This is a genomic window from Selenomonas sp. oral taxon 478 (genome assembly GCF_001189555.1).
GTDB lineage: Bacteria > Bacillota > Negativicutes > Selenomonadales > Selenomonadaceae > Centipeda > Centipeda felix.
On record NZ_CP012071.1, the window covers coordinates 1966515 to 1988179 of the forward strand.

Sequence of the window (21665 nt, forward strand, 5' to 3'; positions counted from 1 at the left end):
CATGGAAGCGACCTATTTGCTGAACAGCGGCTTTCTCGTCCGTGTGGGAGAGATTCTGCTCGTGTTCGATGCGTTTGATGATCCTGCCGGCGTACTGCCCAAGGAGATTGGGGCGCATGGGGATGCCCCCTTGTATTTTTTCGCGTCACATGCACATTTTGACCACTTTAATCCGATGATTGCCGATTTTTCGGCACACACCACACGGTATATCCTCAGTGAGGACATTCGTGAGCATGCAGGAGCAGCACGGATTCCGCAGGATAAGACCACGTGGATCGGTTGCTATGATGCATGGAAGGATGAGTGCATATTCGTGACATCGTTCTCCTCTACGGATGAGGGAACATCGTTCCTCGTCGAGGTGGATGGAAAGCGTATCTTCCATGCCGGTGATTTCAACTGGTGGGATTGGACAGGGGACACTGAGGTGAACCGTAAGTTTGCCGAGAACGGCTTTCGGAAACAGATGAAACGGTTGGCAGGGCTTTCGTGTGACGTCGCCTTTTTCCCTGTTGACGGGCGTCTCGGGCCATCCATGGAACGCGGTGCGAAGGTGTTCTGCGCCGAGACGAATCCGCGTGCACTCGTTGCGATGCATTCCGTTGGCTATCCCGCATGGCAGCCCTCCGCAGATTTCTTTGCCAAGGGGCGAGAAATTCCTGTGTGGTCGCCCTGCACGGCAGGGGAGCGGCATAAATTTTCCAATTTTGGTTGAAATATAGGAGGGCATTCGGTAGAATGGGAAAGAAATTTTCTGTCCTTGCGCTCGTTGTTGCCGTTCTGGCTGCCGTGCTTTGCATCGCGCACAGCGGGAACGCAGGGATGTCACTCAACAAGCTGTTACAGAATCAAAAAGGAGAACAACACACCGTGGCAAATCGCATCGTAATTTTTACAACGAATAAGGGAACATTTGAGGTCGAGCTGTTTGAGGACAAGGCACCGATCACGACGAAGAATTTCATCGATCTCGCGGAGACGGGGTTCTATGACGGGCTGATTTTCCATCGCGTCATTGACGGATTCATGATTCAGGGCGGAGATCCGAACGGGAATGGCACGGGTGGTCCGGGCTACACCATTCCCGATGAGTTTGACCCGTCACTCCGTCACGATGATGAGGGTATCCTTTCCATGGCAAATGCGGGCCCCAATACGGGCGGAAGTCAGTTCTTCATCACGCTCGCTGCGACGCCGTGGCTGGACGATCATCATGCCGTTTTCGGAAAGGTGATCGAGGGGATGGATGTCGTACGTGACATTGGACACACACAGACCGGTTATGCAGACCGACCCGTGCATGATGTTGTGATCGAGAAGATCACGATCAAGTCCGCGGACGAATGAACTACACCTACCTCCTGCGGTGCGCGGACGGGAGCCTTTACGCGGGCTGGACGAACGACCTTGAGCGACGTCTTCGTGCGCATAACGACGGCAGCGGGGCAAAGTACACGCGTGCGCACCGCCCCGTTTTCCTCGCCTATGTCGAGTCCTTTGCGACGAAGGAGGAGGCGCAGCGGAGAGAATGTCAGATCAAAAAACTCCGGCATGCACAAAGAGAAGCATTAGTCCTGTCAGGCGGTGAGGAGCTCACCGCTCTGCTGGATGAAATCAATAAAAAAGTACACATAGAGTGAAGGAGATCATTTCATGGCAGAGAAAAAGGTCATGCTGACCGAAGATGGGTACAACAAGCTCGTTGAGAAACTCAACTATCTCAAAAGCGTTCGACGCATTGAGATTGCAGAGCGCCTGAAGGCCGCCATTGCTCTCGGTGACCTCTCCGAGAACTCTGAATACGATGATGCAAAGAATGAGCAGGCATTTCTCGAGGGCGAGATTCAGGAACTCGAGAACAAGATTCGCAACTCCGACATCATCAAGGCGGGTGACGGAAAGACTGTGACGATGGGGAGCCGCGTGACGGTTAAGGATTTGGAGTTTGACGAGGAGGAGACGTTCCTCATCGTCGGCTCGACAGAGGCGGATCCCGATGATGGGAAGATCTCGAACGAGTCCCCGCTCGGCGAGGCACTCCTCGGGCAGAAAATCGGGCGCACCATCAATGTGAATGCTCCCGCGGGTGTCATCCAGTACAAGATTATCGATATCAAGAAGTGAAAGGAACATTGATGGCTGAAGAACATGCATCTGCTTTGCAGGAACAGGATCTGAATGAAATGATGCGCGTCCGTCGGGAAAAGATGGATGCGTTCCGCGCCATGGGGATTGCCCCGTTTGGACATCGCTATGAGGTCACGGACTATGCGGCGGATCTGAAAAAGGAATACGATCATCTCGCCGAGGATGAAGAAGGGAAGGAAGTCCGCATCGCTGGACGCCTGATGGCGATTCGCGGGCATGGCAAGGCGTCCTTCTCCACGCTGAATGACCGCACGGGGAACATTCAGGTGTACTTTAAGCTTGACGTGCTCGGCGAACAGAAGTACAAGGAAGAGTTCAAGCGTCTCGACATTGGCGATATCATCGGCATTCGCGGTGTCGTCTTTAAGACGCGGCGCGGCGAGGTGACCGTGCGTGTCGAGGACTTTGACCTCCTCGCCAAAGCACTTCGTCCTCTGCCTGAGAAGTTCCATGGACTGAAGGACGTAGATACGCGCTATCGTCAGCGCTATCTTGATCTCATGGTCAATCAGGAGGTGCGCGAGACATTCCGCAAGCGCACGGCAATCCTTCAGTCGATTCGCCGCTATCTCGATGCGCGTGACTTCCTTGAGGTTGAGACGCCCGTGCTCTCCACGCTCGCAGGCGGGGCAGCAGCGCGTCCCTTTATCACGCATCATAACGCGCTCGACATCGACCTCTATTTGCGTATTGCGACGGAGCTCAGTCTAAAGCGCCTGATCGTCGGCGGACTGGATCGCGTCTACGAGATGGGGCGCATCTTCCGCAACGAGGGAATGGACGTACGGCATAACCCTGAGTTTACCTCCATTGAGATCTATCAGGCCTTTGCCGACCATCGCGATCTCATGGCGATCACGGAGGGCATTGTCCGTCAGGCCGCAGAGGATGTACTGGGGACGACGAAGATCACGTATCAGGGTGTCGAGATTGACCTTGGGCAGGTGCGCACCATCAGCATGAACGATGCCGTTCGTGAGGCGACGGGGAAGGACTTCCTCTCCTGCCATACGGTTGAAGAGGCACGCGCCATGGCGCGCGAGATTCACGTCCCGTTCGAGGAGCGTCATGGCATCGGTGGAATTCTCAATGCGGCATTTGAGGAGAAGGTCGAGGAGTCTCTGATGCAGCCGACCTTCATCACGGGACATCCGACGGAAATCTCGCCGCTCGCCAAGCGGAATGCGGACGACCCGCGCATTACGGATCGCTTTGAGTTCTTCATCTATGGGCGTGAGCTCGCCAATGGCTTTACGGAGCTGAACGACCCCATCGATCAGGAGCAGCGTTTCCTAGATCAGCTCGCACAGCGCGAGGCAGGGGATGCCGAGGCACATGTCATGGATCGCGACTACGTGACGGCTCTTGAGTATGGACTTCCGCCGACGGGCGGACTGGGCATCGGCATCGACCGCCTCGTCATGCTCCTGACAGACAGCCCGTCCATCCGCGATGTGCTGCTTTTCCCGACGATGAAACCACTTGCCGAATAGCGGTAAAAACTCCTTGACAAAGGAGTACTTCATCGCATATACTTGACAAGGTTTTTGGGTAGGTGGCCGAGTGGTTAAAGGCAACAGACTGTAAATCTGTCATCTTCGGATTACGATGGTTCGAATCCATCCCTGCCCACCATCATCGGCGGCATAGCTCAGTTGGCTAGAGCATGCGGTTCATACCCGCAGTGTCCGGAGTTCAAATCTCTGTGCCGCCACCAAATGAACGATATATCCTCTCGTCCGATGATTTCCGGATGAGGGGATTTTTTGATGTCACGATGCTGCATATTTGGATACTAAAATTTCTAATTATAATAAATAATTGAAGGAATTGATAAAATAAAATAGAATTATAACCTTGGGAGTGAGATGAAGATGAAAGCGTATTTTGCGCATATTAGGCGCGATGGCTCGAAAGAACAGACGATGGGGGCTCATCTTCTTCGTGTGGGCAACTTGATGAAAGAAGATGCGGCGAGGATCGGACTCTCGTCGCTTGCTTATCTGATCGGCGTACTGCATGATCTTGGGAAATGTTCGGAGGAGTTTGCGGACTATCTCGATTGGTGTCATAAGCATCCAGAGGACAATAGCCGCAAGGGGACGGTAGATCACTCGTCAGCAGGCGGGCAATTCTTGATGCAGCGCTATGGCAGAAGAGGGGATTCTGCTCTTCTTACTGTACATATAGCAGCACTTGTCATTTTTTCTCATCATACTGGTCTCATGAACTATCTGGGAGAGGACGGTGTATCGGATTTTCTGCGGCGCATGGAGAAAATAGATGTGCCGAATGTCGTTCTTTCCTATTATTATGATACAGTTATCTCGGAGTCAGAGCTTGATTTGCTTTTTGAGCATGCTGTCCATGAATTTACTGTGCTTGACGCAAAAATTACGGCGCTTGCCCCGGAGAGTGGCGAGAAGTATCATTTTTACTGGGGCATGATCCATAAGCTGCTGCTCAGTATGCTCGTTGATGCTGATCGTCTGGATAGTGCGGAGTTCGAACTCGGGGAAGCACGGGAACGTGTGTGGGATACGTCAGCCATTTGGAAGGATTTTTCCGACAAGCTGGAACAAAAATTGGCAGACTTTACGCTTCCATCGGAGCCAAAGGCGAAGGAGATAGCGCATCTTCGTCAGAAGATCAGTGAGGACTGTCTAAAATCAGCGGAAGCATTACCGGGAATCTATCGGCTCTGCGTACCAACTGGTGGAGGAAAGACCCTTGCGAGTATGCGTTTTGCGCTGCAGCATGCCCAAATCTATCAGAAGAAGCGTATTATTGTCGTCATTCCTTATACGTCGATCATCGATCAGAACGTCAAGGAGATTCGTGATATTTTCCACATGGATGACGCGATCTTGGAACATCATTCCAATGTCATCACGGAGGACGATGGGGAAGATACGGAGCGTATGGACTTTCGACGCATCCTTACGGAGCGATGGGATGTTCCGGTTATCTTTACGACGCAGGTACAATTTCTCAATACATTATTTGCAGGAGATAATTCCTCACTCCGACGTCTGCGTGCATTGGAGGACAGCATCGTTATCTTTGATGAGATTCAGACGTTGCCTGTACGCTGTACATATCTCTTCAATGCAGCGATGAACTTTCTCAAGACATTTTCTCGTGTTACTGCCGTTCTATGCACGGCAACACAGCCGCCATTGGAACAGCTGAAATTTCCCATTGAGATAAGTAACCATGCCGATCTTACCAGTGATACGGCAGAGGTGTTTGAGGGGTTCCGACGTGTGCAGGTTGAGAACCATTGTGAGGATGGAGGCTCTTCCGTTGATGAGATTGCTGGTGAGATCGTACACGCTGCAGAGGAGATTGGTGATGTCCTTTGCATTGTGAACCTCACGGCACAGGCGAGGAGTCTCTGCGAGGCAGTCTCTGAACGCACGCAGATTTCGGAACGAGATATTCATGTTGTGCATCTCAGTACGAAAATGTGTCCTGCCCACCGTAAGGCGGTACTGCGTACTGTACGGGAGGAGCTTGATGCTCGCCGGAAATATTCGGAACAGCGGCTGATTTGTATCAGCACGCAGCTCATTGAGGCGGGGGTTGATGTATCCTTTCCTGTGGTCTATCGTGCTCTTGCCGGATTCTCCTCCATCGCGCAGGCGGCAGGGCGCTGCAATCGTCATGGAGAGATGGAGCGCGGGATCGTTCGCCTGTTTTCATTCGCCAATGAAAATATCAGCCGCTTGGTGGATATCCAGCAGGGGAAAAAGATCGCACTCGATATCCTCTATCATGCCGAAGCGGATACCGTTCTCTCACCGCATACGATGGAGCTTTACTTCCGTAAATTTTATAAAGGATATACGGAAAGAGATATGCGTTTTCCCATGAAAAATACAAATACCATCTTCGATCTTCTATCGAGAAATGATGCAGGTTTTCAGCGTGTAGAGGAGAATGGTGACGATCCTAATCTGTGGTTCTCCCATGCATTTCGTGATGCGGGATATGCATTTGAAGTGATCGATTTACACACGGAATCCGTCCTTGTCCCCTATGCCGGTGGCAAGTCGATGATTCTTGCATTTAACGATAGATATTTTGACAGGAAGAAAATCGGTGAACAGATGAGAACGGCACAGCAATACATGGTCAATTTGTTCTCCTATGAGCTCAAGAAGCTTTCTTCACTTGGAGCACTTCGTCAAACGGAGAGCGGAGTGATGGCTCTGCGGGAGGAATACTATAATGACACGTTTGGTGTTCAGATGGAAGAACAGAGTAATGAATGTTGCATGATTTGAGGATGTGGACGTATGAGAAATGCAATTGAGTTTAAAGTCTATGGGAGGATGGCGCTCTTTACCGATCCGATCACGAAGATCGGCGGTGAGCGCTCCTCGTACTCTGTGCCGACCTATCAGGCACTCAAAGGGATTACAGAAAGCATATACTGGAAACCTACGTTCTATTGGGTGGTCGATGAAGTGCGCGTTATGAACAGAATCGCTACACAGTCGCGCGGTGTCAAGCCGTTGAAGTATAGCGGCGGTGGAAATGATCTTTCTATTTACACATACCTGAGTGATGTCTGCTATCAGGTGCGTGCACATTTTGAGTTCAACCTGCACCGTAAGGAGCTTGCAGGAGACAGAGATGAGAATAAACATCACAATATCGCAAAGAGAATGGTAGAGCGCGGCGGACGACGCGATATTTTCCTCGGCACGCGGGAGTGTCAGGGCTATGTGGAGCCTGTGAACTATGGCGAGGGTACAGGATACTATGACGATGCTGGCGAGATGCCGCTTGGGACAATGTTCCATGGATTTAACTATGTTGATGAAACAGGCGGCGATATGTTGCAAGTTCGTCTTTGGCAGCCTGTGATGGACGGAGGCGTGATTCGCTTCCTACGACCTGAGGAGTGTACGCTCGTGCGAGATATCCGAAGGGTTAAGAGCAAGCTATTTGACAAGAACAGCGTTACCTTTGCCGCTGAGGAAGATAAACTTCTGGGAGAGGAGGGGCGCTCATGAGTTGGATGGAACAGCTGGTACAGACGTATGATGAAAATGAACGCTTTGCCGGCAGGGATGGTATCGATGGGATGAAAGCTATGCTTCCTCCTGTTGGGCATATTATCCAAAATGCGCAGATCGAGTTGACGCTGAGTGCGGATGGAGAGCTGATTCGAGCAGAGGTAATCCCAAAGGAATGTCGAGCAACACTGATTCCGTGTACGCCGGACTCGGCGTCGCGTACGTCGAGTCCTTCACCACATCCCTTGCATGATAACCTCTCCTACATCGCAAGAGACTACTATGACTATGTGAAGAAGCCACCGCGCGGAGAGACAATGCCCTATCTCTTGTATAAAAAACTCATTGGTTCTTGGGCAGCAATGGGTGGAAATACAAAGGTGCAGGCTGTCTATCACTATATCAGTACCCATGATGTCATTCACGACTTAATTGAGAAAAAAATACTATATGCGGACAATGCAGGAAAAATACTCGAAAAATGGGGGAATAAGGAGATCGAGAGACCACCCATATATAGTGTTGTTGCAGGGGATATTCTAAAATCGATGGTACGGTTTCGCGTTATTGTGGATGGAGATGATTGTCCTGAACTATGGAAGGATACAAGACTTCAGAAAGAATATCAACGCTTCTTGCAGGAGTGGGGGGCAAGCGACGCAGAGAGACTCTGCTATGCAACAGGAAAATACCTCACACCAACGGACAAGCATGGAAAAGGGATTCGATTTCCGGGGGATGGAGCAAAGATTATCTCGTCTAACGACATGAGTGGATTCACTTTTCGTGGGCGATTTGTCGATGGGGATGAATGTCTCTCCATTGGTTATGAAACATCGCAGAAGGCTATGAATGCACTGATGTGGCTAACACGGAATCAAGGCTATGTGATCGATGGTCGTGTCTTCCTTTCTTGGGGACGTTGTGGGCAAATGCCGCCGCCTGTATTTGACGATACAGCACGTCTGACACGCAGGCGACGCTCTGCAGAAGATGCGCGCCCCTCGTCTCTCAAAGGTTGGGCTGAATCGCTGACAAAGGCACTTGAGGGGTATCGGCACGAGTTCAAGCAAGCAGAGATGAGCCAAGTCAATGTCATGATTCTCGATGCTGCGACGAAAGGGCGCCTTTCCATCTGTTACTACAGCGAGATGGCGGGGGAGGATTTCATCGAGCGGATCGAACGCTGGCACCGTCTTGGACGTTGGCGTCAACATAGCTATGACAGTGAAAAAGACGAGTCGTTTGTTTATTTCGGTGTACCGACTCCGAAGCGGCTTGTCGAAGCTTGTCACGGGGAGAACGTCGGCGACAGCCAGATGAAACTTGAACTGGAGCGTATATTCTATGCTATTCTTCAGGGAAATCCCCTGCCTGTGGATATGGAACGCATGGTGATGGGACGTGCAGTAAAGAGGGCTGCCTGTGATAATTACTACGATTGGCGAAGAAAAATTTTAGAGCCGGCGTGCTCCATCATCGTTCGTCGGCTCAATCAAACGAAGGAGGAATACATCGTGGCACTTGATGAAACGAAGGATGACCGATCATATCTGTTTGGCAGGTTGATTGCTGTAGCAGATCAGATGGAGCGGGCAACATTCTCAGCAGAGGAAAAGGGGAACCGTACAACGAATGCCATGCGCTATATGGAGATTTTCTCCTCCCGTCCTGCATCTACATGGAGGACGCTTCAAAAGAAACTGCTTCCATATCAGCAAAAGAGAGAAATGTATGGAGGAAAGGAGCGTAAATTAATTAGTCGGATTGGCAGTATGTTCAATGAGGAAGATTTTCTCTCGAATCGTCCGTTAGATGGGAAGTTTTTACTCGGCTACTACTGTCAGCAGTATGCAATGGAATTGGAACGGGAAGAAAACCGTAAGAAAAAAGAAGCAATGAAAGAGGAGGACGCATGATGGCTGCATTGACAAAGAAAATTGATTTTATTGGATTTATCATGGTGGAGCGCTCGAACCCGAATGGTGATCCGCTGAATGGAAATCAGCCGCGCACAGATTATAACGGCTATGGAGAGATTTCTGATGTATGTCTTAAGCGGAAAGTGCGCAATCGTTTGCAGGATGTAGGAGAAAAGATTCTTGTCCAGTCGAATGAACGAGTTGATGATGGCTGCGACAGCATTCGCTCACGCGTTGAGGCAAATCCCGCGATGGAAAAACCATTAAAAATGAAGGATAAGGAGCAGGGGCGTACACGAATCTTTGCAGAAGAGGCATGTAAAGCATGGATAGATGTTCGTTCGTTCGGACAGGTGTTTGCGCTCAAAGAGGCGAAAAAGCAGGGCGTCGATTCCGTCTCAGTTGGTGTACGCGGTCCCGTATCGATTCATACGGCAGTCAGTCTAGACCCTGTGACTATCACGAGTGTACAAATCACAAAGAGCGTCAACAATGAGCCGGGCGACAAGAAAGGCTCTGATACGATGGGCATGAAGCATCGCGTAGACTTTGGTGTGTACAAGTTCCAGGGCAGCATCAATGTTCAGCTAGCGGAAAAGACGGGCTTCAGCGACGAAGATGCTGTGAAAATCAAGGATGCTCTCTGTACAATTTTCGAGAATGACGCCTCGTCCGCCCGTCCCGAGGGTAGTATGGAGATGAGCCGTTTCTATTGGATTGAACATTCAAACAAGACCGGCTGTGCACCGAGTGCGAAGATCCATCGCAGCGTTTTTGCACAGAAAAAGGATGGGGTAGAGACACCATCGCATTTGGATGACTACATCATCGACGACAGTGCGCTTTATGCTATTGACGGCGTTCACATTGAGAAATATGTTGAGGGAAGCTTGGTCGAGTAATATGAGTTATGCTGAGGAAGAGTATCTGATGCTCTCGGAGATTCAGCATTATGTCTTTTGTCCTCGTCAATGGGGGCTGATTCATCTTGAGCAGCATTGGCAGGAAAATGTTCTGACCGTCGAGGGGAATGCCCTGCATGAGAGAGCACACGATGAGAACATCAAGGAAAAACGCGGAAATAAAATTATCGTACGTGGAATGCGTGTAGCATCCCCGCGCATTGGAATTTCTGGCGCCTGCGATGTTGTCGAATTCCACGCGGATCCCGCGGGAGTATCTATTCCCTCCTATCAGGGTAGTTATCGCGTCGTCCCAATCGAGTATAAGCGAGGAAGGCCCAAGGAGGGGGACGAGGATGTACTCCAACTGACACTGCAGGCACTCTGTCTTGAGGATATGCTCATGACAGACATTCCTTTCGGATATTTGTATTATGGGGAGATTCGACGTCGGGTTAAGGTTACATTTTCCGATGAGCTAAAGGATGAGATCCCAATTCTGGTGCAAGAAATGAGGCAATATATTCGGAGCGGCCATACCCCGCGTGTAAAGAGGCGAAAAGGCTGTACGAACTGCTCTCTGAACAATGTCTGTGTACCAAGGCTGAATCATCTCGGATCTGCAAAGAATTATCTTGAGAGGAGGCTGGCAGAAGGATGAAGCCTCTTTTGAATACGCTTTTTATCAATCAAGATGAAGCATATCTTGCGTTGGATGGCGGGAATGTCGTGGTCTTGCGTGATGATCGTGAACTGGCCCGCTTTCCACTGCATAATTTTGAGCAGATTACAACCTTTGGCTATACAGGAGCAAGCCCTGCCCTCATGCGGAAATGTGCGGAGGATAATATTGCCATGACCTTTATGAGTCCGGAGGGGAAATTTCAGGCTCGCGTGATCGGCAAAATGAATGGCAACGTACTTCTGCGCAGGGAACAGTATCGGAGAGCAGATGATGCATCTTCCAGCCTCGCCATTGCGAAGAGCTTTATCCTCGGTAAGATTTATAATGCCCGTTGGATAGTTGAGCGAACACGCAGAGACTATGCCATGCGAATTGATGCGGAGAAATTCCAGACAGTCAGTGAATTCCTTCAAATCTCTTGCCATGAGGCAATGTGTACATCTGACTTGGAGGAACTTCGCGGGATTGAGGGAAAGGCTGCCGTCAGCTATTTCTCTGTGTTCGATGATATGATTCTCAAACAGAAGGAGGACTTCTTTTTCACTGAGCGTAACCGCAGACCACCGCTCGACAACATGAACTGTCTCCTCTCATTTCTCTATGCGCTCTTGATGAATGATATGGGGGCGGCGCTTGAAGGGGTAGGATTGGACTCCTATGTCGGTTTCCTCCACCGAGATCGTCCTGGCAGACAGTCACTCGCACTGGATCTCATGGAGGAACTGCGTCCAATGGCGGATCGCACAGCATTTTCCATGGTTAATAAAAAAAAGATCAACGGCAAGGACTTTCGGTTAGAAGAAGGGGGGGCTGTATATCTGACCGATGATGGGCGAAAAAAGATTTTAGAAGCATGGCATTCGCACAAAGAGGGGATGATCACACATCCTTTTCTCGAGGAAAAAATCAAATGGGGGCTTGTACCTCATGTGCAGGCAACCCTGCTTGCTCGTCACCTGCGCGGTGACCTTGATGCCTATCCGTCGTTTCTGTGGAAGTAGGGACTTGCAATGTACGTCTTGATCACCTATGATATTCGTACTGTTGATGCTGATGGGCGTAGAAGGCTGCGGCAGGTCGCCCGCAAATGCAGAGCTTATGGACAGCGTGTGCAGAACTCTGTCTTCGAATGTAAGGTCGACCCGACCCAGTGTAAGCAGCTGGAACTGGCGTTGCTTGATATCATTGATCTGCAGGAAGACAGCCTTCGGTTTTACTACCTTGGTAAAGACAAAGGGCCGAAAGTGACGCATTATGGCGTGAAAGAATCCTACGATTTGGAAGCAGCTATTATCATCTGAGCATTTTATATGAGTGCGAAGGTGAAGTGAACAGAAAATGATATAAAAAAACCTAGGTGCTAGCAGCACACGATAGGAGCGTTTGCTGCTCAGGCATCGAGAAAATCATATTTGTGGCGAGTAATACCCATAAATATGTGGCAAAAGAGGGAAGTCGTAACTTCTTTTGCTGTCGCGCCCCGCACGGGGCGCGTGGATTGAAACGACATTCGCCGCGATATGACTCAACGTCATATCAGTCGCGCCCCGCACGGGGCGCGTGGATTGAAACAAAATAGGCATAAGAAGTATTTTGACAGGAAGGGTCGCGCCCCGCACGGGGCGCGTGGATTGAAACAAGGCGTGGTAGGTAGTGATATACCTACCACATGGTCGCGCCCCGCACGGGGCGCGTGGATTGAAACCGAAAAGATGTCCTATGGTATCGCTACACTGAGGTCGCGCCCCGCACGGGGCGCGTGGATTGAAACATGAGATGATGCACGGAATCCGATACCGCGACCAGTCGCGCCCCGCACGGGGCGCGTGGATTGAAACCTAGGTGGTAGGTATATCACTACCTACCACGCCTGTCGCGCCCCGCACGGGGCGCGTGGATTGAAACCATTATATAGGGAATTTCTGAAACATGAGATTGAGTCGCGCCCCGCACGGGGCGCGTGGATTGAAACACGTCTGCCGATTGTGACATGACCAAGATGATGAGTCGCGCCCCGCACGGGGCGCGTGGATTGAAACATAAAGAAAAGGAGAAAAACATCATGCAGAACAAGTCGCGCCCCGCACGGGGCGCGTGGATTGAAACATTAACTGGATTAACGAGTGTGATATGAACTACGTCGCGCCCCGCACGGGGCGCGTGGATTGAAACATAGTATAATTTTCCCTTCTTTTTTTTGCCGCTGTCGCGCCCCGCACGGGGCGCGTGGATTGAAACCACGTGAAACATTAAAACAATATTAGAGGTATCGTCGCGCCCCGCACGGGGCGCGTGGATTGAAACGCAGGATTTAACGGCGGGCGAAAAAAGAGAGGAGTCGCGCCCCGCACGGGGCGCGTGGATTGAAACATGAAAACCATATCCCTCATCAACAAAAAGGGCGGGTCGCGCCCCGCACGGGGCGCGTGGATTGAAACCCCCACGCCGCACGGCTTCCGTGTTCTTGCAAAAGTCGCGCCCCGCACGGGGCGCGTGGATTGAAACGATTCCCAACAAGCCCTCCATAATTGGAGCAGTGGTCGCGCCCCGCACGGGGCGCGTGGATTGAAACCAATATTCATCATCTATGTTGCGCACTCTCATATGTCGCGCCCCGCACGGGGCGCGTGGATTGAAACAAGGAGAGGGAACGTACAACAGAACCCGTCAATGAGTCGCGCCCCGCACGGGGCGCGTGGATTGAAACAGTTATTGATAATTGTAGCATTCGATTCTCAAAAGTCGCGCCCCGCACGGGGCGCGTGGATTGAAACCGAGGTGAGGAAAGGCACGTCATATAAACCTTTGTCGCGCCCCGCACGGGGCGCGTGGATTGAAACACGAAAGACTATGTAACAAAAGCGGAATTGATCGTCGCGCCCCGCACGGGGCGCGTGGATTGAAACTTCGTTGTCGATAAGGATAAAAACAAAAATCTGGTCGCGCCCCGCACGGGGCGCGTGGATTGAAACGACCTCCCGAAGATTGGTAACTTCGGCGTAGATGTCGCGCCCCGCACGGGGCGCGTGGATTGAAACATCAAATAACTTTCTCCTTTCAATCCCCCCATTGGTCGCGCCCCGCACGGGGCGCGTGGATTGAAACCGCCTCGAGGCGTGTCATGGCAACGGCGAGACAGGTCGCGCCCCGCACGGGGCGCGTGGATTGAAACGCTTTGCCCTCGACCTTCGCCTCCTCGATCGCCGTCGCGCCCCGCACGGGGCGCGTGGATTGAAACACCGTCGAGCAGTCGAATCTGAGCCTTGGCGCTGTCGCGCCCCGCACGGGGCGCGTGGATTGAAACTTTTGTAACGTCAAATATTTTTGCTGATTTCTCGTCGCGCCCCGCACGGGGCGCGTGGATTGAAACTAAGGACCTCTGGGACTACGAAAACGTTATGAGGTCGCGCCCCGCACGGGGCGCGTGGATTGAAACGCGCCCATCTTGAGCGCAAGAATGACCTCTGGAGTCGCGCCCCGCACGGGGCGCGTGGATTGAAACTCCTGCCATTCGCAAGACAGGCAGCTATAAAAGCGTCGCGCCCCGCACGGGGCGCGTGGATTGAAACGCTCACTATACCTTGTTTAGATGCCAAAAAGCCGTCGCGCCCCGCACGGGGCGCGTGGATTGAAACAAGAAAGTAACTATGGATGAACTGGTTGAAAAGGGTCGCGCCCCGCACGGGGCGCGTGGATTGAAACTCGAATATTGAGCAGCAGTCCCTCGAATTCGTGAGTCGCGCCCCGCACGGGGCGCGTGGATTGAAACTGCGAAAGCGTATGGGAAAGCCCCGCCGCCGCCGTCGCGCCCCGCACGGGGCGCGTGGATTGAAACAAAAAATACGAGGTTTGGAGTGCGAAGGTGGACGAGGTCGCGCCCCGCACGGAGCGCGTGGATTGAAACTATGAGCCAATCGGGATGGACATCGAAACCAAGCGTCGCGCCCCGCACGGGGCGCGTGGATTGAAACCGATTGACCGCGCGCACATCGTCGGCCACGGAGAGTCGCGCCCCGCACGGGGCGCGTGGATTGAAACTGCGTCCATACGGTCTTACGGTGCTTGATGTCAAAGTCGCGCCCCGCACGGGGCGCGTGGATTGAAACCGCCTCGGAGCAGACGGCGGCGGAAAAGCCCGCGTCGCGCCCCGCACGGGGCGCGTGGATTGAAACGATACGCCCTCAAGCCCTCCTGGAAGCCCCAGCGGTCGCGCCCCGCACGGGGCGCGTGGATTGAAACGAAAATATTGGACGGCGATCAACCAATAACGGTGTCGCGCCCCGCACGGGGCGCGTGGATTGAAACACTATCACGCGTTGCATACTCAATGCACCCCGCAGTCGCGCCCCGCACGGGGCGCGTGGATTGAAACACGTGAAACATTAAGCAATCATGTTGCGCATATGTCGCGCCCCGCACGGGGCGCGTGGATTGAAACTTGAGATAGAAGAATCCGTCTCCTCCGCGCTTGTAGTCGCGCCCCGCACGGGGCGCGTGGATTGAAACAAATTCTCGGCGTCCAATCGTGACGTGACCGAGAGTCGCGCCCCGCACGGGGCGCGTGGATTGAAACAATGCTCTTTTGCGTTGTCTGTACTCTCATTTTGTGTCGCGCCCCGCACGGGGCGCGTGGATTGAAACTCAAGCGTCACAAGACCGCCCTGCACCTCGCTACAGTCGCGCCCCGCACGGGGCGCGTGGATTGAAACTCCCGCGAGGACGGCACGCGTTGCTACATCTACGTCGCGCCCCGCACGGGGCGCGTGGATTGAAACCCTTCCATATATAAGGAATTTCGGAAAATGAAGAGTCGCGCCCCGCACGGGGCGCGTGGATTGAAACATCCCGCCCGTGCCCTTGAGCACGAGATAAGCGGTCGCGCCCCGCACGGGGCGCGTGGATTGAAACACTCAGACCGTTACATGGGGCATCGACTATCAGGGTCGCGCCCCGCACGGGGCGCGTGGATTGAAACTGCTATATAATGGTAGGTTTTTGATCAATTTTTGGTCGCGCCCCGCACGGGGCGCGTGGATTGAAACATCAGACCGCAGCGGATAAACAAGAGAGCCGTCGTCGCGCCCCGCACGGGGCGCGTGGATTGAAACTGCGTATTTGAGCGCATCTCATGCGGCGATACTCGTCGCGCCCCGCACGGGGCGCGTGGATTGAAACAACCTGCATCCGATACGTCGTGTTCGGCTGCAGAGTCGCGCCCCGCACGGGGCGCGTGGATTGAAACGTGTCAAAGAGCATGGAAAACGCCCCCGACATGCGTCGCGCCCCGCACGGGGCGCGTGGATTGAAACAGCCCCTTTTCGTCAACCGCAAGATGAAGTGTGGTCGCGCCCCGCACGGGGCGCGTGGATTGAAACAGGAATACAAAGAGGTATGCAATGCGAAAGCAGCGTCGCGCCCCGCACGGGGCGCGTGGATTGAAACATGGAGGAAATTCTGACGGCAAGAAAGGAGCATCTGTCGCGCCCCGCACGGGGCGCGTGGATTGAAACTTGTGTATTTTTGAGGTATCATCTCAAGTACACGGTCGCGCCCCGCACGGGGCGCGTGGATTGAAACTGCGGTTTTGCGCCCATATTTCGCTAGATTACGGGTCGCGCCCCGCACGGGGCGCGTGGATTGAAACAGCTTGCGGATCTCCTCGAACGGAACACCCATCGGTCGCGCCCCGCACGGGGCGCGTGGATTGAAACTATCCCCGTGGAGGACATTGAGTCGATGGTTAGCGTCGCGCCCCGCACGGGGCGCGTGGATTGAAACTTACCAAACAAGAAGCAGATAATTTAAGACTAGGTCGCGCCCCGCACGGGGCGCGTGGATTGAAACGCCGAAAATGCGGCGATAGGTCTGCCCGTCATCAGTCGCGCCCCGCACGGGGCGCGTGGATTGAAACATGAGTGACTCGCCTTCGATTTTGTCCTCTGAAGTCGCGCCCCGCACGGGGCGCGTGGATTGAAACTATCATTTTCCCGCATGGTATCATTATCGCCGAGGTCGCGCCCCGCACGGGGCGCGTGGATTGAAACATCATCATCTCGGTCACATCACAATCGGGAGGCGTCGCGCCCCGCACGGGGCGCGTGGATTGAAACGGCTGGAACGCCGACTTCTACGCCCTTCCCCGTGGTCGCGCCCCGCACGGGGCGCGTGGATTGAAACGTCATAGCAAGGTGCAGGAGAGCAAGAATGGGAAGTCGCGCCCCGCACGGGGCGCGTGGATTGAAACACGCCCTTCCAACGGTGCGGGGCTTGTGCGTCACGTCGCGCCCCGCACGGGGCGCGTGGATTGAAACTCATCATACTCCTCAGGGCTGCACTGCTCCAAGAGTCGCGCCCCGCATGGGGCGCGTGGATTGAAACTACGCGAGTGAGTGGGGGCTTTTTGCAAAAGACCGTCGCGCCCCGCATGGGGCGCGTGGATTGAAACAGATTCTCCAGCACCGAGATGTATTTGGCAGGAGTCGCGCCCCGCATGGGGCGCGTGGATTGAAACTTCTCCCGCGCCGCATGAGGTAACGCAGGATCGTGTCGCGCCCCGCATGGGGCGCGTGGATTGAAACGCCCGCATGGCGCGGATGCATCAGGCTCTTCCTCGTCGCGCCCCGCATGGGGCGCGTGGATTGAAACAGAAGAGCACAGGCAAATAAGGAGGACATGAACCGTCGCGCCCCGCATGGGGCGCGTAGATTGAAACATGAGCGTTTGGACGTAGTGGATCGCTACATCGGGTCGCGCCCCGCATGGGGCGCGTGGATTGAAACCCGGCATCGGCGCGGCGAGTTGCATCCGTGCGTGGTCGCGCCCCGCATGGGGCGCGTGGATTGAAACGTAGTTGACGCTGTAATGAGGCTCTGCAGTCGGGTCGCGCCCCGCATGGGGCGCGTGGATTGAAACATCGCCTCCTTGGCGCAATCAGGGCAATACCGCTGGTCGCGCCCCGCATGGGGCGCGTGGATTGAAACATGTATTTTGCGTAGGTACTCTTATTGATCTGCAGTCGCGCCCCGCACGGGGCGCGTGGATTGAAACTTCCGGTAGTCAACGTTATATCGATTCCGTACAGTCGCGCCCCGCACGGGGCGCGTGGATTGAAACGGGTAACGTCTGGCTGTGGTCACGCGTCAAGGGGCGCGCCCCGCACGGGGCGCGTGGATTGAAACTCCTCAATGCGCTGGATGAAAAATCCGTCGCTGGTCGCGCCCCACACGGGGCGCGTGGATTGAAACGCCAACGGAACAAAAATCTGGGTGGAGTGAGATCATGTCGCGCCCCGCATGGGGCGCGTGGATTGAAACTACGAGAAGGGCATCACGGCAATCCAGCGGGCACAGTCGCGCCCCACACGGGGCGCGTGGATTGAAACTGCTCGAGCGTCAGTTCATTTTGCAGCGCAAACTGTCGCGCCCCGCACGAGGCGCGTGGATTGAAACTGAAAAATTAGGGGAGCGAATTGTCAAGTCAAGTGCAACTTTTCCTTATAGGATACTTTTTTCACTTGGAATTGAAAAAACTACTGCCTTGTGTCAAAATTGGGTGAGAGTATAGCAATGCAGGGAGGAGTGCAGCAATGACAAATTGGGGTCGGTTAGAGGAAATCGAGGAATAAGCTATGGCAAACTGACTGGTGGGAGGTGTCTGCATGAATTCGGCAGAGAAAGATCTTATTGAATTTCGTTTAACAAGTTACTGCTACGGACCGGATAAATTTCCCACACTAACTGTGGAAATATATATTAATGGCGAGAATTTTCGTGATAAAGTCCGTGACGTAGAACGTCCTTTTGCTGAGGCTGAAGGTAATCCAGGCATAGCAGGTCATGCCACAATAACCCCAAAAGAACTATATGAATCCTTGCATAATGACTATTTGGAATTTGACAGCGTATCTATTTTTGGATGCGGCTGCGGAGTCGTTGACTGTTGGCCGCTTGATGTAGCAGTAGATGTTGGGATAAAGACGGTTACATGGTATGGTTTTAATATGTACCATCGAGAAAAATGGGACTACGCCGAATTAGGAAAATTTGTTTTTGATAAACAGCAATATTTCCGAGAAGTAGATAAGCTATTGATTTTTGAAAAACAAGGCTTGGATATATACAAAAATTTTCAAGTGGCATTTGAGCCCCAAAAATATGGTTGGATCAAGATGTATATGAGTTTGGAAGGAACAAGATGTGTCGCTAACTTATCTTACTTATTTTCGCCATTTGATGGATTATTGAATTTGCTAAACGTCTGGAATCGGGCAATTCCTCCGAGGAACTTAACATTGACGAAGAAGGTAGCTGTACGAACATAAAGATCGAAACAACTGAAGCGAATGATATATTGAATGTAATGGTCATACAGGAAAACGCTGATGATACGCCAGGAGAATGTTATAGTTGTCAATCGTCAAGAGCAAACTTCATACAAGCATTTAAAATGGCTTTTCGGATATTAGAGGATGAAGGTTTTGATCCGAATTTCTGGGATGAACATGAACCTGATTACATTTACGATGATGAAGATGACGTCAATCCTCATGATGTAATGGAATCATTTTGGAATGATCCTTGGTTTCAATTTTTGCGTGAGCAATAAAAGCCACGGAAGTTCTTTGAAAAAACTTTGTATATATGAGCGTCCATGTTATCATGATCGGCCCGTCGCCGTGATTTATGACCAAATTCTTCCAAAAATGAAGAAAGTATTATCCAACAATAGAATTTTGTATTTATTTTCCATAACTGTGACATTGAGTACGGAAAAGTAATTGATTTTTCTGAATGGAGATGTTATAATGATTTCATAGTTCAGATCTATTGGTATACCTTGTTTTAATTGTGTTGTTTATTGTGAAACAAGCAGCACAAGAGCTTTACTAAGGAGGAAATACGTATGAAGGTAACTGTTGTTGGTGCAGGTAACGTAGGTGCTACCGTAGCAAACGTCGTTGCGCTCAAGAAGTTTGCGAGTGAGGTTGTCCTTATCGACATCAAAGAGGGTGTCTCCGAGGGCAAGGCAATGGACATGATGCAGTGCTCGCATGCGCTCGGCTTTGACACGACGGTCAAGGGTGTTACGAATGACTACGCTGCGACGGCAAATTCCGATGTTATCGTCGTTACCTCCGGTCTTCCGCGTAAGCCGGGCATGACGCGTGAGGAGCTTGTCGGCGTCAATGCAAAGATCGTCAAGAGTGTTGTGGAGCAGGCGCTGAAGCATTCCCCGAATGCGATCTTCATCATCATCTCCAACCCGATGGATGCGATGACCTATCTTGCACTCAAGTCCACGGGACTTCCGCGCAACCGCATCATCGGCATGGGCGGCATGCTCGACAGCAGCCGTTTCCGTTATTATCTCTCCGAGGCACTCAACAAGGCAGGTCATCCTGCAACCCCGACCGATGTGGACGGTATGGTCATTGGCGGACACAATGACAAGACGATGGTTCCGCTCGTCAGCATTGCAACGCTCCGCGGCATTCCTGTCACGCAGCTCCTCTCGAAGGATGTCCTTGCTGATGTTGTCCAGAAGACGAAGGTCGGCGGCGCAACGCTGACGGGGCTTCTTGGTACGTCTGCGTGGTATGCGCCGGGCGCATCTGCCGCAACGCTGGTTGAGGCGATTGCGCTCGATTCGAAGAAGGTTATTCCTTGCTGCGTCTACCTCGAAGGCGAGTATGGCGAGAAGGAACTCTGCGTCGGTGTTCCTATTGTTCTCGGCAAGGGCGGCTTTGAGAAAGTTGTCGATGTCAAGCTCGAGGGCGAGGAGAAGGTGAAGTTCGAGGAGAGTGTCGAGGCTGCACGTGCTGTCAATGCACAGCTCGCTGATGCACTGAAGTAATCTTTTCTCCGTGAAGGAATAAAAAAGGATCTCTTCGGAGATCCTTTTTTGTACGCGTGATTATGGAAAACACGCGAAGGGGATTGACAGGCATGTATTGTTCCTCTATAATAGCTATGCACCGCAAGGTGCAGACGACTCACTAGCTCAACTGGCAGAGCAACTGACTCTTAATCAGTAGGTTCACGGTTCGATTCCGTGGTGGGTCACCATGAATGTTGGCCGCATATGCGGTTTTAGGCAGGTTGGCATACCAACCTGCCTTTCGTGTATCAAGCAAATGAGAGGAAGATGCCTTTGAATATCCTGATATCAAATGACGATGGGATTGCTGCAGAGGGGATTCATGTACTTGCGCGCCGCCTGTCCGGAGCACATCATGTGACGGTTGCGGCTCCTATGCATCAGCAGAGTGGTACGTCTCACGCGCTGACGATCGGGCGTGCGATTGAGGTGCGTGAGGATGAGAATTTCGATGCAGAGTGTCATGTCGCGGCGTGGGCGATCGACGGCACACCGACGGACTGTGCAAAGCTCTACATGGATGCGATTGCAGAGGAACGTCCAAATGTTGTGCTTTCAGGGATCAACCACGGGTCAAATCTCGGTACGGATGTGATCTACTCGGGAACGGTTGGTGCCGCTTTTGAGGGATATTTCCACGGAATTTCATCGTTTGCACTCTCGCTTCTTGATGGCAGCAGTCTTTCATTTGCCGATGCGGCAGATTATTTTGTCCCATTCATGGAACAAGTTCTTGCTGCTGCAGATCAGCCATTTTTGTTGAACATCAACTTCCCGAAGGAGCTGGCGGGGGATGAGCCGCGATTTGTGTTCTGCCGCCAGGGTGGACGCGATTACGTGAATGCATTTAAGCGCATTGAGATGGAAGAGGGGCGTGTGCATTACAAGGTAGCAGGCGAGGTGTCTGATACGGATAAGGGAATTGGAACGGATATCTATGCGGTGGAGCATGGGCTGATCGCGGTGACTCCACTGGGCGTGGATATGACGGACTATCCGCTGCTGCGCCAACTGGGTGATGCGCTATAACCACATTGATAATCACTATAAAGAGAGGAGATTCGGCCTTCTCCTCTTTTTTTCATTCCTGTATGCGGTATAA

General features: G+C 52.5%; 16 protein-coding genes, 3 tRNA genes and 1 CRISPR repeat array. All 19 genes read left to right on the forward strand.

Annotation, left to right across the window (positions count from 1 at the left end; genetic code table 11):
* Nucleotide 1: 1 nt before the first annotated feature.
* The 19 genes from ADJ74_RS09105 to surE all read left to right on the forward strand — a co-directional run bounded on the left by ADJ74_RS09105 (nt 2) and on the right by surE (nt 21592).
* A complete protein-coding gene (locus tag ADJ74_RS09105; RefSeq protein WP_050343664.1) occupies nt 2-718 on the forward strand; it encodes an MBL fold metallo-hydrolase in 717 nt (238 codons plus the stop codon).
* A gap of 23 nt (nt 719-741) precedes the next feature.
* Complete coding sequence (locus ADJ74_RS09110; protein ID WP_050343665.1) at nt 742-1350, forward strand: peptidylprolyl isomerase; 609 nt, start codon at nt 742-744, stop codon at nt 1348-1350.
* A complete protein-coding gene (locus tag ADJ74_RS09115) occupies nt 1347-1643 on the forward strand; it encodes a GIY-YIG nuclease family protein (RefSeq protein WP_050343667.1) in 297 nt (98 codons plus the stop codon). The genes ADJ74_RS09110 and ADJ74_RS09115 overlap by 4 nt, the downstream gene beginning before the upstream one ends.
* Nucleotides 1644-1656: 13 nt before the next feature.
* Complete coding sequence (greA, locus tag ADJ74_RS09120) at nt 1657-2127, forward strand: transcription elongation factor GreA (protein ID WP_050343669.1); 471 nt, start codon at nt 1657-1659, stop codon at nt 2125-2127.
* Nucleotides 2128-2138: 11 nt separating this feature from the next.
* Complete coding sequence (lysS, locus tag ADJ74_RS09125) at nt 2139-3644, forward strand: lysine--tRNA ligase (RefSeq protein ID WP_050343671.1); 1506 nt, start codon at nt 2139-2141, stop codon at nt 3642-3644.
* A gap of 56 nt (nt 3645-3700) precedes the next feature.
* Nucleotides 3701-3786, forward strand: a tRNA-Tyr gene (locus tag ADJ74_RS09130).
* A 5-nt stretch (nt 3787-3791) separates the two neighbouring features.
* A tRNA-Met gene (locus tag ADJ74_RS09135) sits at nt 3792-3868 on the forward strand.
* Nucleotides 3869-4025: 157 nt separating this feature from the next.
* The gene (locus ADJ74_RS09140; RefSeq protein ID WP_050344272.1) at nt 4026-6440 is read left to right on the forward strand and encodes a CRISPR-associated helicase/endonuclease Cas3; all 2415 of its coding nucleotides are present in this window, start codon (nt 4026-4028) and stop codon (nt 6438-6440) included.
* Between the two features lie 12 nt (nt 6441-6452).
* The gene (gene cas5c, locus ADJ74_RS09145) at nt 6453-7175 is read left to right on the forward strand and encodes a type I-C CRISPR-associated protein Cas5c (RefSeq protein WP_050343673.1); all 723 of its coding nucleotides are present in this window, start codon (nt 6453-6455) and stop codon (nt 7173-7175) included.
* Complete coding sequence (gene cas8c, locus ADJ74_RS09150; RefSeq protein ID WP_050343674.1) at nt 7172-9097, forward strand: type I-C CRISPR-associated protein Cas8c/Csd1; 1926 nt, start codon at nt 7172-7174, stop codon at nt 9095-9097. Before cas5c ends, cas8c begins: the two co-directional genes overlap by 4 nt.
* Nucleotides 9097-10002, forward strand: coding sequence for a type I-C CRISPR-associated protein Cas7/Csd2 (cas7c, locus tag ADJ74_RS09155; protein WP_050343676.1), 906 nt, complete (start codon nt 9097-9099; stop codon nt 10000-10002). Before cas8c ends, cas7c begins: the two co-directional genes overlap by 1 nt.
* 1 nt (nt 10003) lies before the next feature.
* Nucleotides 10004-10663 (forward strand): CRISPR-associated protein Cas4, encoded by a 660-nt coding sequence (cas4, locus tag ADJ74_RS09160; RefSeq protein WP_050343678.1) that lies wholly within the window; start codon nt 10004-10006, stop codon nt 10661-10663.
* Nucleotides 10660-11688 carry a type I-C CRISPR-associated endonuclease Cas1c gene (gene cas1c, locus ADJ74_RS09165; RefSeq protein ID WP_050343680.1) on the forward strand — a complete coding sequence of 343 codons (1029 nt, stop codon included), beginning with the start codon at nt 10660-10662 and terminating at the stop codon, nt 11686-11688. Before cas4 ends, cas1c begins: the two co-directional genes overlap by 4 nt.
* A 9-nt stretch (nt 11689-11697) precedes the next feature.
* Nucleotides 11698-11988, forward strand: a complete 291-nt coding sequence (gene cas2, locus ADJ74_RS09170) for a CRISPR-associated endonuclease Cas2 (RefSeq protein WP_050343682.1) — start codon at nt 11698-11700, stop codon at nt 11986-11988.
* A gap of 171 nt (nt 11989-12159) precedes the next feature.
* Nucleotides 12160-18135: a CRISPR direct-repeat array (repeat unit 33 nt; unit sequence GTCGCGCCCCGCACGGGGCGCGTGGATTGAAAC).
* 209 nt (nt 18136-18344) lie between these two features.
* Complete coding sequence (locus ADJ74_RS09175) at nt 18345-19007, forward strand: hypothetical protein (RefSeq protein ID WP_050343684.1); 663 nt, start codon at nt 18345-18347, stop codon at nt 19005-19007.
* Nucleotides 19008-19036: 29 nt separating this feature from the next.
* Nucleotides 19037-19291 carry a hypothetical protein gene (locus ADJ74_RS11305; RefSeq protein ID WP_172664527.1) on the forward strand — a complete coding sequence of 85 codons (255 nt, stop codon included), beginning with the start codon at nt 19037-19039 and terminating at the stop codon, nt 19289-19291.
* A gap of 297 nt (nt 19292-19588) precedes the next feature.
* Nucleotides 19589-20539, forward strand: a complete 951-nt coding sequence (locus tag ADJ74_RS09180; protein WP_009441983.1) for a malate dehydrogenase — start codon at nt 19589-19591, stop codon at nt 20537-20539.
* A gap of 136 nt (nt 20540-20675) precedes the next feature.
* Nucleotides 20676-20751, forward strand: a tRNA-Lys gene (locus ADJ74_RS09185).
* A gap of 79 nt (nt 20752-20830) precedes the next feature.
* Nucleotides 20831-21592 (forward strand): 5'/3'-nucleotidase SurE, encoded by a 762-nt coding sequence (surE, locus tag ADJ74_RS09190; RefSeq protein WP_050343687.1) that lies wholly within the window; start codon nt 20831-20833, stop codon nt 21590-21592.
* The last annotated feature ends 73 nt before the right edge of the window (nt 21593-21665 follow it).